Below are 15,826 nucleotides of genomic sequence, written 5' to 3'. Positions count from 1 at the left end.
CAATCGTATCAACATGGTGGGGGTGCTACACCTCCAGTGAACATGAAATTCACAAGGTAAGTCAAGTCACCGATATTGATATCGCCAATGGCATCTACATTGCCCACCTCAAGGCACGGAGGAGCTTCTCCACCAGTGAACATGAAATTTACGAGGTAAGTCAAGTCACCGATATTAATATCGCCTAAGTAATCGACATTACCGCGTTCAATACAGCATATAATGTTAACCGATGTGGCTGTTGATGGAGCTGCTTCGTGGAAGTAGTCCTTGCTCACAACGGTAATATCATAATTGCCGATCTCATCATAGGAATGCGACTGGACGCACGATTCGCCACTGGCGTAGGGGCCAAGCCAATCACTGTGTTCGCCATCACCCCAGTTCCACATATACCAGAGAGAGTCATCTTCGGCATCGATGCCGGTGACAGTATATTCCCCGACGGTGTCAATCAGCATTTCTGCCGGTCCGTCCGGCTTCGATGGCGCAGTGACGGTGTTAGTCGGGGTACCGTGAGCAAATGCAACGTCGATTTGCAAATCACCGCCACCCAACCATGTTGTGTGAAGAACGATACCGACATCGGCAACTTCGCGCGAGCCGCAGTAAGAAATCCAATCTTCATATTCATCGACTTCATTGAAGAGAAGGGAATCGCCACCGTCGCCGTACAGGGTAGGAGTCCAATAGTTATTAAACTCGTCCCAGCCGCGATTACTAGCTTCGGTGTTGGCCACAGTGTTATTAACCCCAAAGGACATGACCATCGCAGCAAATTGAAAATTGTGAGTTCCTGCTGTCTTGATTTTATTCAGCCAGTACCTGGCTGGACCGCAAGATGGTCAGCCATCTCGTGTATATTCCTCGACGAACACAGTATGCGTGAAGCCTTCAGTCGTCTTGTTGCTGTCGGTCTCTCCGGCAGCGGCATAGGCTGTGGCATCGACGTAGAGTGCCACGAACGGGTTGGATGATGGAGGTTTTGCGTAGGCGGTGTACGGGTCGTCATTCACAATTGTGGAGATGACCGCGATATTATCGGATTGAATCCCACCTAAGTTGTGATTCCAGATATAGCGCCTATAATGACGACTACCATCAGAAAGTGTAATAGAAGAATCGATCGGCAGGTTCAGAAAGCCATTCTGGTATTTAGTGCCGTATGTCGTAAAACGTGATTCTGGCTCCACGACATACAGGCGTATGAAACCTGTGTAGTCACCAGGATCTGACTTTGCAGATTGCTGCGGCATGACGAACTCATAGTTGAGAGGACGTTCTACCGGAGTTGGGTCTGGTGTGCCACTCAAAGCGAGAGTAGGCAGCAACAGCAAAGCGACCAGCAGTCCGAGGAGCGTCCTCTGAGTACATTTGCAAGCGTTCATGATAAGTACCTCATGAGTATGTGATTAGATTATTTAGCATTGTCAAACCATAATTCACGTATAGCGCACGATTTGCGCATTGAATCTCTTATCCTTTTCTGTTGGCCGATAAAGACCATCGGAGTATCTCTGTTCCGGCAGCAACCGGGATCGCAATCAGCGTTTGAACGACACTCCGCATAGAATCGTCCAGCACGTATAATCGTATCTGTCGATCGACGAGCGGTTGTCTTCATACTGGACCGAGGCAGAGAAATCTGCCATGAAGCCATTATCTATCTTTATCGGCCGTTGAATTTCAACATATAGCTTAGATTGCCAGTCTTCGCGCCGGAGAGCTTCGTCAAGACGCCCGTATCGTGTCTCCCAATATGTGATCTCAGGGATATCGGGATACATCAGCAATTCATAGAGTTCTACCGTTCTGAGGTACGTTTTGTCCCAGTATCCAGCACCTGCTGAAATGATCAGGCGCGGTACAAGATGTGTCTTCACACGCAATTGTACGGACGATCCATCATAGAACGCATTCCAGGGTGAAAGGAAGGGAATAGAAGAACCCAGGACAACAGCGTTGTCGCTAAGCTGAAAGTGTCGGTACTGGTAGATGAGACTTATGCCGGTTTTTGAACCTACCGGGCGAGAGAATCTGGGGGAGATATACACGGAATTGAAATCACCGTCGGTGAGTACAGAGTCAGCGTCAACCGGTGCCCCAGAAGGAAACTCAGGCATCTCAGGATAGATTAGAGCATCAACGAATTTGTAATCGGAATTTCCCCAGCCGGCTTCAATGTCAAGGGAGTTGGAACCGAGGAAAGTCATGTTGATGCCTGAGAAGAACTCCAATTGTGTATTGTCAGAATCAGTACTGTCAGAGGGATATCTGTTGGCTTTGACCTTCACACCCATACGATAATTGACGTTCTCCTTGAACTGGTAGCCAGCAGCGGCTTTGACTTCAATCGTCGTGCTGTTGTAACCCTCCAACGAGACGCCGTAGGTGCGCATATCCCATCCAGCTTGAATGAAGGCTGACAGAGTGGTATTGGCACGAGTGGGGAGCCAGACGCTGTTCAGACCCCAGAGAGTATTACTAAGGTCATGGAATCGACCATAGTAGGTCAATTCCTGGTGCCCTTTCAACTGGAGAAACGAAAAAGGATCGTAACTTACAGAGGCATTGGCCTTGCTATAAGGTGCTATCTGGTCGGTTGAGTCTTTGAATAAATTGTCATCGTAGCCCCGGTTGAAGCCAACATTGAGATTAACATCTGCGGAAACCGATCCACACAGAACAACAAGAAGCAAGTAGAGCCAAAGACGTCGATACATAGTTTGCTATTCCATAATCCCAGAGTTAGAAACAGACTCCTCCAATACAGACTTTGCCCATGGCCGCCGAGCCTATTCCGGCTCCCGGACCAAAGCCATCGCCTGATGAAAACCCACCTCTATTCGAGGCCAGCCACCGCGTACAGAATTTTCTGTCCCCAAACTCATCAGAACCCTTTGTAGCAACTACCGGAGTGGGCGGTTCCATTATAGCAAAAATACCCGATCCGCCGGATGGGATACTAGGAGTTCCTACAGGATTTTCAAAATCCGGAATACCGTCACCATCAAAGTCGCGAATGTTGTCATCGAGACCGTCTCCGTCAAGATCGACGAAGCATACTTTAGATGCTGACGTAGCGTCGGAAAGTTCTTCGGCCGAGAGGGCAACCGGAACTATCACCATAATAGCAACTATTAGCACTGACCAGAGTCTCAAATCAAGTTCTCCTGTGGTCTGTGGCCGTCGGGTAAGTATACAGGCGGCACTCATAGAACACCTTATACCGGTGTCCTATCCTTTAAGTACATAAGATAGACCGTTGTTGACTATTTACCAAGGACTTTTTGAATTCGATTTGGACTTTGTGGATATTTTTTATGCCTATTTGTTAAGTTGTGGATAGTCTTGACGTTGCAGGTTGGTGACTCTGAATGGAATTACTTCTACAAGGTTTGAGCTTGATCGGTGGATGCCCGGTTATTATATTGATCTCACTGTGATCAACCCGACAGGGCTTTGTGAATGGGTTGGTTATTCCGTAAGAAGCAGAATGGAGGAACTTCCCGATGGCCAGGAAGCGTGGAATTGACAAACAGGTGCTGCGGGTATTGTTGCGTCTATACCTGGTTTTTGGAGCCATTCTCCTGGGTTTTGTTATCGCGCTTAACGTTCAGGCTGTGCATAATCACGTTGTAGCGCCGTGGACTTCGTTTGTGACCCATTCAGCCAGTCTGCTGATGAACATCTTTGGAGCGTCTTCCTGGGTAGTCGAAAATTATCTGTCGACATCCTCGTATGCTATTAACGTGGTTGACGGCTGCAATGGTATTTACGCTACAGCCATACTGATCTCCGGAATCCTGGCCTATCCTTCGAGTTGGCGAGAGAAAGCACTGGGCCTTCTGCTGGGTGTGGCCGCCATATTCGGCCTGAATCTGGTGCGGGTGATCAGCCTGTTCTATTTGGGGGAGCACTATCCCGACGTTTTTCATGAGGCACATGTCTATGTCTGGCAGCCGATCATCATCGTCTGGGCGATCTTTGTCTGGGACTTCTGGTCGCGGAAGATCAAGCCGTCGAAGTAAGAAGAAGAGTTTGCAACTGCCGTCACTGACCCGACTGGGAGGGCGCTGGCAATTTGTAATTCGCTTCGTCATCTTCTTCACACTAGCCTTCATTATCTGGACTGTATCCGTACCGGTAACCAACGCCGTTACTACCTTCTGTGCCGAGAAGATAGTCTTGCTTTTGGACACCAATGGCTTCACGCATTCGATGGATACGAAAAATCACAATATTATCCTGAGATACGCCCCCACTCCAGACGGCAAACCCTGGTTGTATAACTACCGCAATCTAACTTTCAATACAGTTTTTCTCATCGCCCTGATAATGGCGGTTCCCAGAACCAAGCTGCAGGTACGTCTGAAGATACTGGCTTGGGGTTTAGCGGCCATATTTTGTATACACGTACTACGGGAAGTAATAACCGTTTTCAATTATTACGGACAACATATTCAACGGCACGGGGAGACCGTGTATCCGACATTTTGGCGCAAGGGACTCTTTTATACAGAGCGTACATTGGCCCGTCTCGACGGACAGATTATTCCGGTCGCAATCTGGGCCGCACTCTATTTCTATTACCAGTGGCACCGGGAATATTTTAAGCGAAACGCCTGATGGGGAGATTTCGTTCAGTCTGCCATCCGAACAACATGCCTATGTTTCGTCGAATGGGCTCAAGAATTGAAGTCGATAGGCACTGTAGTCGAATTCTTGTAGGAGTAATTCTCCGATCATCAAAAAGAAAGGGCGGGTGATTTTCTCACCCGCCCAGACAGATGGGGACTGCCATCTGTCGACTACTTGCTCGACAGATCAGGCGCTGTAGTCAATGCCTGTCCTGCGTCGTACTACCGTGTAGGCCATATAGCCAACCAGGAGAACGCTGAAAATGATCAAAGCCCACTCGCCAAGAGTGGGAATCGTCTCACTTTCTGTTGCCTGCTGGGCAGCCTGTTCCTTCGCCGGCGGTTCGTCGACCGCTAGCGCGGATGAGCTAGCCAGCACGAGAGCCAGGCACAATAACAGCGCCACCAAACTTATTCTTTTCATAACGTCCTCCTCCGAGTATCGGGTTAGAGTGTTTCCTGCTATAACATTCTATCATTTTTCGATTACCGGTAGCCTGTGACAGGATCTGGTGGTTGTACCGAACTTATGGTATGACCAAAAGCTACCGGATTACCTATAAACCATCATTCTGGATGTCTTATCAAGGATGTGAAATCTGCTTACACTATAACTATACCCAACAAGCCGGAATTGTCAAGACATTAGTGATATCTCCCACTTAATTGCGACACAAAACGCGCTTTGATCCGTACTCAGGATGATGTACCTTGTGGCTCACACGGGCCGGAGAGAAAACGATGAGTAAGCAGCCGGAAAAACAACACGTCGATTATACCGAAGGATCGATAATCGGGTCCATCCTGAAGATGGGCCTGCCATCGATGTTCGGATTCCTGGCGCAACATATCTATGCGATGGTCGATACCTACTGGGTGGCGCAATTGCCGGGCAAAGAAGCGGGCGTCGCAGCCATTACGTTTTTCAGCAACATACTCTGGTTCTTCTTTGCCTTCAACCAACTCGTTGGTCCGGGTTCGGTGGCGATCATCTCCCGACGCTATGGAGAGAAAGCATATGATGCCGCCGAGAAAGCCATCAAAGAATGCATCGTGCTGAAGCTGTTCTTCGGAGCCGTTTTTGGGATTGTTGGTTTCTTCTGTATCGAGTATATGTTAATTCTCGTGGGGGCTGAAGGAGAGGCTCTGACCCAGGGGATCAGCTATGGACGAGTGATGTTCCTCGGGCTGTCTGTCATGTATGCAACCTATACGATTTTCACAGCTATGCGTGGAGTGGCAAATCCACAGATGGCGATGTTTCTGATGATTGGTTCCAATATTCTCAATCTTATTCTCGACCCGTTTTTTATCTTTGGTTGGTGTGGTCTGCCAGCCTGGGGTATTGTTGGCGCTGCGTATGCTTCTGTTCTGAGCTACAGCATTACCTTCTTGATCGGCCTTGTAATGTTTTACGGAGGTCGTGCAAATGTCCGACTGCATCTGGTTGGCAAAGAGACCATGTCACTTGTGTCGATGTGGAAAATTATTAAAATTGGTATTCCAGCATGGTTGGGGAGTATGTCGTTTTCAGGGTCCCGTTTGGTCATTACTCCGTTAGTGGCAGCCTTTGGTACTTCGGTTGTGGCTGCCTACGGGGTTGCGATGCAAGTCTTCGGGTTTGGTATCATGTTGTTGGTAGGGATCGGGCTTGGATTGTCATCGCTAATCGGCCACAATCTTGGTGCCAACAAAATCGACCGTGCCAAGAAAACCGGCGATCAGTCGCTTCTGCTGGCGATTAGCATAATGACCGCATTCGGGGTGCTTGTTTACTTCACCTGTGAATATTATATGGGACTTTTCTTTGATAATCCGAATACGATCGCCCATGGTGTAGCCATATTGCAGGCATTTGCTTTTTCATTCCCATTCTTTGGGGTGTTCATCATGCTTGAGGAAATCCACATGGGGGTCGGGCTGAACACGCCTACTATGATCGTCTCCGTCATCCATGGTTGGGGGCTTCAGGTCCTGCCAATTCTGCTTCTGACCCAGATGGGCGGATTGGATCAAATGGCTATCTGGTGGGTTCTGGCCGGGTCAGGTGTTATTTCGTCAATCGGATTCTACATCTATTACCGTCGGGGCCGTTGGCTGGAAATAAAAGTATAGGTCGCATCGCGACTTTTTTGAATATCTTATTGTGGCGAGATCAACTTGAACATTTTCGTAGGACTATCTAAATTTCCTTTACACGTTCCTGATCTTTGGCCGTCACATTAGATAGCTTGAGCAACGAAAGTATAAAGCAACGACAGAAAATGTTTTGCGAGGGGACGTCTGGTGAAGTATTTTACAGGCGTCAATATCTAGGGCAGGAAAATCTTTACGACGGAGGAGAGCCATGCGGACCTTACGGTTGGTTACGGTAGTTTTGGCCTTAGGGCTGATGATGGGGGTGCAGGTAGATGCACGCGCAGAGATTGATTTAAATTCCACCAGTTTTGATCGCTCGACGTTGGGGCAGGTATTGGCGTCCCCTGATTTGATTGTCGATCCGCCGGTCAATTGGCCGATGTACTACGGCGTACAGCAGACAGGGGAGATTGTCACACGGTTTGACTGCTATGGAGGTTTCGGCGGGGGATTCGGACTATATCCGAATTGGTCGGGTTGGCCAACCGGTTGGTTTGAAGCACCGCCGGACAACGGAGCTGAATATCTTTTTGCCGGTGCCATATGGGTTGGTGGTATAGTTGGCGATGACACGTTGGTTTCCACAGCCATGGATGGTTGGATTTCGATCAACGAGATGTATCCTGACGGAAATCAGCCAGCTGTTACAAAAGTGAGCTATCCTACAGATTATTCAATGCGGGCCGAATTCTCGGACACGTCTGTCGAGTTAGGTGGAGTTGACTACGAAGATGGTAGCCGTCCACATATACCCTTAAATATACGCATGGTCAATCGCAGTCATATATGGCGAACGGAACCGGAGAACCGCACGGTTATCTATGATCTGATCCTGACCAATACCGGCGATGAGGAGATACATGACGGGTATGTCGGTTTCTATATGGATTGCGATGTCTGCTATGAATGCAGCGGCTTTAGTGGGTATTCTGATGACATCACCGGTACGCTCCGAAGTGAGGGGATTGCCTATACTATTGACAATGATGGTGACCTTGCCTCTCCCGATCCGGAGATTCTGCCGGTGCCGCGAGCGTTTGGATTCAAATTCCTGGCGAGTACGTTTGATGCTGTTGATACGAATTTCAATTGGTGGCTGAGCAACGGTACACCACCTCTTGATTTTGGTCCTCGTCTGAAGGGCACACCGACTGATCCCTTTCGGGACTTTGGTACCGGTGGATTTGGCACTCCGGATCGTGATGATAACAAGTACTATATCCTGAGCCACCCGGAATGGGATTATGATCAGGTAATGACGGCTTCTATTGAGCCTTCGGACCCGACGTGGCTCTATCCGAATCAATTCCTGGTTACGGACTTCACCGATGGTTATGACACCCGTTTTCTAATGTCGTTGGGACCATTCGATTTGGCACCAGGTCAAAGTCATCGACTTCTGTATGCCACGTTCACATCATCCGACGTCCACTCAGATCCAGATAACATCGACAACCTCCCGGACAATCCCGAGACATACCTTGCCGGGTTGGATTTGAGCAGTCTGATAACGAACGGCGATTTATCCGATTCGCTGGCTGGAGTTCTGCTTGATGCCTCTTTGCCACCAATCGGGCTGAGGGCTGTATACGAAGATGTTGACGAAGTAGTTGTGCAGTGGGATCCATGGTGCTTTGACAACATCTACGGCAACCGTGTCTATCTCAGCGAAGTACCGCCGGACTCCCTGCCGTATCCCGGAGTACCGGCACCGTGGTTACGTCCCAGCGAACTTAACCAGGTCGCCTACCTTAATTCAGACCAAACCAGTTACACTTTCGACAACCTGGAGCCACAAAAGATATATTTTGTTAATGTCGCTCACGAGGCAGCGAAAGGAACAGGGGAAGTCTGTGACCCGGTATTCGTCAAGCTCACTGACCCCACCTTTGCTCCTCAATTTGAGATCGAGTATTCGTTCTACGAAGAAGGTCAGCCGGTTGTGTTGAACTGGTCGACGCCAGAGGGAGCGACTATCGACCACTATAATGTCTATCGGTTTGATAGTTCCCTGGCGGCTGCCAGGAAATACCATTCATTCTACGACGAGGGATTTCACGCTGCAACGATTCCACCGATGGACAGCTTTTTCATTGATGGCAAGACCTATTACTACTATGCAATGGAACCTTATGCTACGGTTACTCCTTCAAAGATGACATTCACTGATTATGATGTCCAGGAGGACAGGGTGTATGTTGTCACGGCGGTCGATGAATACGGTTTTGAGTCCGAGTTCTCGATTGATGTCAGTGCTGTCAGGGTTGAACCTCGTACGCAGGATATTCTCATTGTGACCCATTCGATTGCTGGGGGTCCCCATACAATGAATTACGATTCTGTAGTGGCATTCTATGATGAAGTCCTACAGGGCTACGACTACGACATTTACGATTGGTCAGATTCCTCCGCTTCCTATTATGGAATTGGCTATGTTGATTGGCACGACTTCACCCGGTATCGTCTGGTGATTGTTGATGATGACATTCGGGGTAAGGCAATCAACTCGACTTATGAACTCGCCACCGCCGGGTACACCAAGTACATACTCTCTGGTGGCAAGCTATCCTATTTCGGTTCTTTTCCGGCAATCCTTGGCCTTAATTTTTCGGATAATCCGGGGTACCACGCTGCAGAGCCCAAGTTTCTTCAGCGTTTCTTCGGTATCGATTCGATCTTTTTCGTTGGTGGGGCTTACTTCTACCATAACAGTCTTCCGATGGTCGACTCGATCTTTGCCTTCTCAAGTGCTCAACCACTCGGTCCCGGTTTACCGCCTGTCGCCTTTGATGCGGGCACGAATCGCTTCAGCGATTTAATGAACGGCCTTTGGCCAACCGACGACTCGCCGCCGTCGGTGTCGGTTATTGGCGTCAATGAAACAGGTGTCACGACCCATCTCTTTGAGCCGATTTCGGGGGTGTCATCAATGAACGCGGGTCAGCCCGTTGGTGTCCGTACGCTGAAAGAAAACTCCGATACGTATCTATTCGGATTTCATCTGTGGTACATGGAATTGGAAGGAGCACGGGCGCTGATAGATGCGATGCTGCTTGATCCACCAATGGTCATCACAGAGCCGGATACCCTATGGGCGTATTATGCTCATGACATTGATACGATGATTCTATCGATCTACCTGGGTAACTTCAGCGACGGATACAATGCGTCAGATATTGAAATGTCCAGCGTCCGATTAGACGGTGATATGGAGCCGATGGGCTGGGAGTTGCTGGGTGGATATCCCGGATTTGACGGTGAGGTAGTTCGGTTTGACTTCTCGGTGACGGAGTTCATCGAGCGGTTGGGTCCGTTCTATGGTACTTCTCAGTATTTATTTCCCCTGGCCGGCTTCTTTAGTGACCGATCTTCCTTCTCGACAATCGTTACCTTAACAATGGCGGGAAAGATACCGGGGGATATTAACGGTGACGGGCAGGTTGACATAGCTGATCTTGTCTACCTGGTGACGTTCATATTTCTTGGCGGTCCAGAGCCAGCAGGACATGAGGAGGCTTGTGATCTTGATGGCGACGGCACATGCGGTGTGGCGGACATCACATATATGGTGAGCTTCCTGTATCTTGGTGGTCCTGCCCCGGTGGAATGATCTTATACGTTTTCTATAGTGTTTAAGTGAAAGAAGGTGACCTGCAAAGGTCACCTTCTTTATCTAATCACAGAGCTTTTGTGAGGTTTCCGTTAGCGTTGGTTCTTGAACTCCTTCGTGTTGGCTATCACGGCTGCGCCAACCGAATCACCCCAGACATTGACAGTCGTCCGGCAGCGATCCAGGAACCAGTCGATGGCAAGGATGATGCCGATGCCTTCCAGCGGCAAACCAACCGCCGTGAGTACCAGACTCATCATGACAAGCCCGGCTTCGGGGATAGCGGCCGCGCCAACCGAGGCCAGTGTGGCGGTGAAGAATATGATAATCTGTGCACCGATTGAGAGGTCGATACCATAAATCTGCGCGATAAACAAGGCCGCCACCGCTTCATAGAGGGCGGTACCATCCATATTGATCGTCGCTCCCAGGGGCAGCACAAACGACGCTGCCCTTTCGTCGACCTTGTTTTTCTGCTCGACCGACTCAATTGTCACCGGCAGAGTTGCCGAAGACGAGGCGGTGGTGAAGGCGGTAGCCAGAGCCTGGCCCATATTCAGAAAATAGCCGAACGGGTTTCTCCTGCCGAATAATCTCAGAATTGTCGGCAGAGTTATTGTGGCGTGAATCAGGAGGCCGATGATGACTGTGAGGGAATATAGCCCCAGGGCGGTGATCAACTTGTCCACCGACTCGCGGTTTTCAGCGACGATCCCGCCGATCAGAGCAAGAATGCCGATCGGGGCGAAATATATGATAAGCAAGACGATCTTCATTATCGCGGCGTTGATACCTTCAAAAAAGGCTATGACTGGTTTTCCTTTGTCTCCAATGACAGTCAGAACACCGCCAAACAGGAGGGAGAACACAATCAGCGGAAGAATCTGGCCTGTGGCCGCGGCGCCAAAGATGTTGTCAGGAACCAGACCGACTATAACGTCGACTATGGTCCCCGTGCCTTTCATTGCAACGAACTCCGGGACTGCCGCTCCGATAGGCGGTACGTCGTCGCCGGGGCGGATCAGATTTACCAGGATTATCCCGACCAGCACCGAGAAACCGGTCGTGGCTAGATAATACGCCATAGTCTTTCCGGCGGTTCTTCCTAACTTCCGGATGTCACCCAGACTCGTCACACCGATGATTATAGATGCCACAACCAAGGGGACGACCACCATTTTCAACGCGTTGAGAAACATCGTGCCGAGGAACTTGATACTCAGCATGAAATCACCCAGCCACAGCCCGCCCATGAGGCCAAGAACTGCTCCGGCGATCATACCGACCAGGATGATATTACCTGTCTTTCGGTCCATTTGTCTGCTCCTGACTCGGGTTGTTTACCTCAATGACCAACAGTATAGCACCGGGCAATTGTGGCTACAACTATAATCCGCCCCGCAATAGTTGTAGAGTTTTATCGGGTTATCCGGTACCGCCATAGGACCGAGTTTCCACTTATGCAGGTAAATATGGTATTTTCTTGGAAAAACAAAAATACCTGAGAGACCTAAGTTCTGACCGAAACGGCCGATAAAATATGAAGAAAGGCTAAGACCTGTAATATAAAGGTGCTTATGTACGCAATTGAGAAAACCGAATATGGGATTCATTTGACTTTCGGAGGAACTATCCCCGGTGAGGAGATGGCTAACTGGGTTCGGGAGTTTAGGGTAGTTGTCGATAGCATCAAGTCTGATTACATGGTTTTTGTCGATATGCGAGATCTTAAAACGTTGTCCAAGTTCGCTCAGGACCAGATGAAGGTAGGCCAGACGCTCGCAAGAGAAGGCGGTATGGTCAGATCAGTGGTCATCCTGGCCGACCCGAAGATCAAAATGCAGTTTGTTGGTATTGCCAAAGAAACTGGCATTTACGAGTGGGAGCGATATATTGATAGTTCAACCGAGGCTGATTGGGAAGAGAAGGGAATGTTGTGGATCGTCGGCGCCGTTGATCCGGATAGTAGCAAGCACAACAGTGAGAGCCAGAGGATTTTCATAAGTGGCATTAAGTGAACGATGATTTGCTGCATAGTCTCTGTCGGCGGGTTTTTGACCCGCCCTTTTTTTGTCCTATTGGAAATCCCGTAATTTGAATTAAATTCCACTGCTATCCACTACCAGGGCATACAATTCTGGTGATTATACTCGACTAATTTGAAAACAAAATCAATCAGAGACAACATCCTCAACCCAGCAGATCGATTTTACTCAAGCCAGTAATTTAACATCATCACGCACAGCCGAACGGCTTGATCTTGTCGGTAAATATAGGTATGTTGCCACCATGAAAAAACAGAAATCAGTATTCGAAGTCTATGCGCATGAATATGATCTTATCACCAACGCAGCTCAACGGGAAGCATATCATACCAGGGAAGTCAAGTCTATCATCGAGCGCTTCAAACCGCAGAAGGTTCTTGATGCTGGTTGTGCGACCGGTCTGACGGCGCTGCTGTTTGCTCGACAGGGAGTTGAGACGGTTGGTTTGGATCGTTCGCGATCGATGATAAAACAAGCTCAAGAGACACGTAGCGATACCAACCTTTCTCTTGATTTCCAGTACGGTAGTTTCGAGCGTTTACCAAAACGAATGTACCGGCAATTTGACCTGGTGGTTTGTCTGGCCAATTCGATCAGTGGCGTGGCGAATTTGTCTGATCTGCGTAAGGTAATGATAAATTTCCGGGCTATTTTACGTTCCGGGGGACATCTAGTGCTTCAGATGCTGAATTACTCGGCCATAACTGCTGATACGCTTATGACAATCAAGGCAACCGAGAACGATGGTATCGTCTACGAACGATTCTCCGAACGAAAAGGGCGCAGTCTGTTTGTTTATGTCTCTCGTGCCGATTTCAATCAAACCCCGCCGAAGTTTGAGGTGTTTCGTCATCAGTTCGATAACTATACTCCCGAGCAGATGCTCCGTTGTATCAAGGATGCCGGGTTTGTAAAATCGAAAAAGTTTGCCAATCTCTATTTAGACAAGCGATTCTCCCGTAAGGGACGCGATCTGGTCATTACAGCTATGGCGGCCGACTGATGTTTTTCGCGCTGGTGTCCGACATTATTGATAATGAACCGGAAACAGTTGAGGTAATGGGGCAATGATTGGAATACTCAGCGCACTCGAAGAAGAACTACTACTTATCAAGGGCAAGGCAGAGGTTACCGAGACAGTGACCCAGGCGGGACTGACGTTTTATTTTGGTACTCTGTCGGATCAGGAAATAGTTCTTCTGCGCTGCGGAGTTGGTAAAGTCAATGCGGCGGTAGCCTCTCAACTCCTTATCGATCGTTTCGGGGTTGATGCTGTGATATTCACCGGCCTGGCCGGGTCACTAGTGCCCTATCTGAAACGGGGTGATGTGGTGGTCTCGAACTATGTCACGCAGCATGATATTGACCTGACTGCATTTGGTCGCAGGCATGGCGAGATTCCTGATATGAACCGTCAACTTGAAGCAAACCCGAAATTGGTGCGGCTGGCTACCGATGCTTACGAGGAGATCGGAGCGGGGGAGGAAACCGGCAATCAATTGGTGGTGGGGACTATTGCTACCGGTGATTCGTTTGTTTCGGATCCGGAACGGATCAAATGGCTTCAGCGCGAATTCGGAGCGGTGGCTACCGAAATGGAAGGGGGCGCTATCGGTCAGGTATGCGCTATGAACAAGGTGCCATTTGTTATTATTAGGGTCATTTCCGATGGTGCCGGCGATGGTGCGGCCGGTGAATTTATCATGTTCCTTGATCAGGCTTCAGAGCTGACTTGTAAGCTTACAACCAACATGCTTAAGTTGATGTCGGCTGACAAGAAAACGCAATCTGTATCCGCATAACTGAATAACCGATGTGTTTTGATTGACATAGGAGCTGTTTTCGTTATTATCTCATCGCTATGATACGTATTCTTATCTCATCTCTGCTGGCGGTTCTACTTTTTTGTGGCATTGCTGTATCTGAAGAATCAACTGATTCTGTCTCATCTTTTGAAGCCTATCGACCAATAGGTGAAATGCGTATCTGGTCTTTCTTGTTGCAGGATTCGACGCTCGGTCAATTGCGTTCACAGGTAGTGCGGAAAGTCAGCGTTGACGGCACACCCGGTTTCGTTTTGCGCGAACACTTACATCTGGATTACAACTGTGTGGGATCGCCACGTATAATCGATGTTCAGGGAGAACATTTTGTTGGTGACAAGGGCAACTATCTCGGAGATGATCTTGAGATTGTCGTTGGTGATCAGACCGAGCGATTTGTTCTGGAGCGTGATGGCGACTTTGTCGAGGGGTATCACTCTCGTGGCGGCGAGAAGATCGATCTATCGTACGCTGTTGCGAATCAGACTATGGCTATCGAAAATTATTTCATAGACCAGTACGAACTCTATTTTGCCATGCGCAATCTGCAAGTCGGCGATCAGATCGACGACAGCATCTTCGTTCCCCAGAGTGGGCTTATGGCTCGTCTCAAGGGGGAAGTGATCAATTTCTCCTGGCAACGACTGCACAGCAATTTGCTTGACTCGGTCTTTGTTGTGCGTCTGACGGAACCACAGGCCCAGGAATTGTTCATCAACAGGGACCGCCGCCTGCTCAAACTATATGTACCCACTCAAAAAATGAGAGTTTATCTCGATGTGGTACAGCTGCAGCCACCATCCCAGGCAGCCAAATCTTCGTTCACTCTGGGCAAATTCATTGCTCTATTGCCTCATTATCTGGTCTACATTTTCGCGGCCATTGTGGCTGTTCTGTTGATTGTAGGAGGCGACATTCGCCGAAAGTTGCTGGCGTATGCGGCTTTCGTAGGATTGGCTTCAGTTGTGATTATTGCCTGGGTGCAGATTCCGATTCAGGAATTTCTTCTCTCATTTTTCCACCGTGCAGAAACATCGAATCGACCGCCGGGGTACTTATGGCTTCTGCTGGGGATGCTACCGGCTGGGCTCATCCAGGAAGGGATAAAGACTCAGGGTACTCTACTTTTTTCTCGTGTGCGCGAAGTGTCGGTCAGAATGCGAGTGATGATCGGGGCAGGTCTTGGATGTGGGCTTGGGTTGGCCGAGGCCATCTATCTGGCCAGCCTGTTGCCGACGACTGACCTTTTCTCGTGGGGTTTGTTGGAGCGCTTTGCTATGATTGCCTTCCACACCACCACTGGTGCTCTGATTGGTCACGCAACCGGTGGTGGACAGCGTCGGCTCATGATCGTATTTGGTCTTATGGCTCTGGCTAATACTATTCTAAGAACGATGCCGTATCTGGTGCAGCAAAGCATAGTGGTGGCTCCGGTGGTGCATTTGGCCCTGGCGGTAGTTGTGCTGATCTTTTTGTCCGGGGTTGTTCTCTACTTGAAAAAATCGATTCAGTAATATAGTCTCACCAGCATTAAAAAAAGGCTGCCTGTATGCAGACCGCCCGAAAACC

The 15,826-nt window shown here is 49.1% G+C and carries 14 protein-coding genes; 8 read left to right on the top strand and 6 right to left on the bottom strand.

All coding sequences use genetic code 11. The features are described from left to right. Positions 1-8: 8 nt before the first annotated feature. The 4 genes from KOO62_06870 to KOO62_06855 form a co-directional block, all read right to left on the bottom strand. Positions 9-740 carry a hypothetical protein gene (locus KOO62_06870; protein ID MBU8933714.1) on the bottom strand — a complete coding sequence of 244 codons (732 nt, stop codon included), beginning with the start codon at positions 738-740 and terminating at the stop codon, positions 9-11. A 105-nt stretch (positions 741-845) separates the two neighbouring features. Continuing rightward, positions 846-1,388 (bottom strand): hypothetical protein, encoded by a 543-nt coding sequence (locus KOO62_06865; protein MBU8933713.1) that lies wholly within the window; start codon positions 1,386-1,388, stop codon positions 846-848. A 156-nt stretch (positions 1,389-1,544) separates the two neighbouring features. Then, complete coding sequence (locus KOO62_06860) at positions 1,545-2,723, bottom strand: hypothetical protein (GenBank protein ID MBU8933712.1); 1,179 nt, start codon at positions 2,721-2,723, stop codon at positions 1,545-1,547. A 25-nt stretch (positions 2,724-2,748) separates the two neighbouring features. Beyond that, entirely contained in the window at positions 2,749-3,162 is a 414-nt protein-coding gene (locus KOO62_06855; protein ID MBU8933711.1) for a hypothetical protein, read from the bottom strand. Between the two features lie 350 nt (positions 3,163-3,512). Between KOO62_06855 and xrtH the strand changes: the two genes are divergently transcribed. Together xrtH and KOO62_06845 are read left to right on the top strand one after the other, a co-directional pair. Beyond that, entirely contained in the window at positions 3,513-4,031 is a 519-nt protein-coding gene (xrtH, locus tag KOO62_06850; protein MBU8933710.1) for an exosortase H, read from the top strand. Positions 4,032-4,041: 10 nt separating this feature from the next. Then, positions 4,042-4,629 (top strand): hypothetical protein, encoded by a 588-nt coding sequence (locus KOO62_06845; protein MBU8933709.1) that lies wholly within the window; start codon positions 4,042-4,044, stop codon positions 4,627-4,629. Between the two features lie 198 nt (positions 4,630-4,827). On the opposite strand, the gene KOO62_06840 is transcribed toward KOO62_06845, so the two are convergent. Continuing rightward, positions 4,828-5,064, bottom strand: a complete 237-nt coding sequence (locus KOO62_06840; protein MBU8933708.1) for an IPTL-CTERM sorting domain-containing protein — start codon at positions 5,062-5,064, stop codon at positions 4,828-4,830. A 317-nt stretch (positions 5,065-5,381) separates the two neighbouring features. On the opposite strand from KOO62_06840, the gene KOO62_06835 reads away from it, so the two are divergent. Both KOO62_06835 and KOO62_06830 read left to right on the top strand, forming a co-directional pair. Continuing rightward, complete coding sequence (locus KOO62_06835; GenBank protein MBU8933707.1) at positions 5,382-6,755, top strand: MATE family efflux transporter; 1,374 nt, start codon at positions 5,382-5,384, stop codon at positions 6,753-6,755. Between the two features lie 232 nt (positions 6,756-6,987). After that, entirely contained in the window at positions 6,988-10,389 is a 3,402-nt protein-coding gene (locus tag KOO62_06830; GenBank protein ID MBU8933706.1) for a dockerin type I repeat-containing protein, read from the top strand. 92 nt (positions 10,390-10,481) lie between these two features. Here the strand turns inward: KOO62_06830 and KOO62_06825 are convergent, their stop codons facing one another. Then, on the bottom strand, positions 10,482-11,705 hold the full coding sequence (locus KOO62_06825) for a dicarboxylate/amino acid:cation symporter (GenBank protein ID MBU8933705.1): 1,224 nt from the start codon (positions 11,703-11,705) through the stop codon (positions 10,482-10,484). Between the two features lie 261 nt (positions 11,706-11,966). Here KOO62_06825 and KOO62_06820 point away from each other — a divergent pair, with 261 nt between their 5' ends. The 4 genes from KOO62_06820 (at position 11,967) to KOO62_06805 (ending at position 15,771) form a co-directional block, all read left to right on the top strand. Next, positions 11,967-12,407: a hypothetical protein gene (locus KOO62_06820; GenBank protein MBU8933704.1), complete on the top strand. Its 441-nt coding sequence runs from the start codon at positions 11,967-11,969 to the stop codon at positions 12,405-12,407. 271 nt (positions 12,408-12,678) lie between these two features. Next, complete coding sequence (locus KOO62_06815) at positions 12,679-13,437, top strand: class I SAM-dependent methyltransferase (protein ID MBU8933703.1); 759 nt, start codon at positions 12,679-12,681, stop codon at positions 13,435-13,437. Between the two features lie 64 nt (positions 13,438-13,501). Then, positions 13,502-14,236, top strand: a complete 735-nt coding sequence (locus tag KOO62_06810; GenBank protein MBU8933702.1) for a 5'-methylthioadenosine/adenosylhomocysteine nucleosidase — start codon at positions 13,502-13,504, stop codon at positions 14,234-14,236. A gap of 59 nt (positions 14,237-14,295) precedes the next feature. Continuing rightward, positions 14,296-15,771 carry a hypothetical protein gene (locus KOO62_06805; GenBank protein ID MBU8933701.1) on the top strand — a complete coding sequence of 492 codons (1,476 nt, stop codon included), beginning with the start codon at positions 14,296-14,298 and terminating at the stop codon, positions 15,769-15,771. Positions 15,772-15,826 lie beyond the last annotated feature (55 nt).

This window comes from Candidatus Zixiibacteriota bacterium, assembly GCA_019038695.1.
Taxonomy (GTDB): domain Bacteria; phylum Zixibacteria; class MSB-5A5; order GN15; family FEB-12; genus B120-G9.
The sequence above is the reverse complement of the archived record's forward strand: the minus strand, read 5'-3'. Positions and strand labels throughout refer to the sequence as shown.

Bases quoted from the DNA above. Each gene is read 5' to 3' on its own strand.
- KOO62_06865 (MBU8933713.1), bottom strand. From the start codon at position 1,388: ATGAACGCTTGCAAATGTACTCAGAGGACGCTCCTCGGACTGCTGGTC.
- KOO62_06860 (MBU8933712.1), bottom strand. From the start codon at position 2,723: ATGTATCGACGTCTTTGGCTCTACTTGCTTCTTGTTGTTCTGTGTGGA.
- xrtH (MBU8933710.1), top strand. From the start codon at position 3,513: ATGGCCAGGAAGCGTGGAATTGACAAACAGGTGCTGCGGGTATTGTTG.
- KOO62_06840 (MBU8933708.1), bottom strand. From the start codon at position 5,064: ATGAAAAGAATAAGTTTGGTGGCGCTGTTATTGTGCCTGGCTCTCGTG.
- KOO62_06835 (MBU8933707.1), top strand. From the start codon at position 5,382: ATGAGTAAGCAGCCGGAAAAACAACACGTCGATTATACCGAAGGATCG.
- KOO62_06830 (MBU8933706.1), top strand. From the start codon at position 6,988: ATGCGGACCTTACGGTTGGTTACGGTAGTTTTGGCCTTAGGGCTGATG.
- KOO62_06825 (MBU8933705.1), bottom strand. From the start codon at position 11,705: ATGGACCGAAAGACAGGTAATATCATCCTGGTCGGTATGATCGCCGGA.
- KOO62_06820 (MBU8933704.1), top strand. From the start codon at position 11,967: ATGTACGCAATTGAGAAAACCGAATATGGGATTCATTTGACTTTCGGA.
- KOO62_06815 (MBU8933703.1), top strand. From the start codon at position 12,679: ATGAAAAAACAGAAATCAGTATTCGAAGTCTATGCGCATGAATATGAT.
- KOO62_06810 (MBU8933702.1), top strand. From the start codon at position 13,502: ATGATTGGAATACTCAGCGCACTCGAAGAAGAACTACTACTTATCAAG.
- KOO62_06805 (MBU8933701.1), top strand. From the start codon at position 14,296: ATGATACGTATTCTTATCTCATCTCTGCTGGCGGTTCTACTTTTTTGT.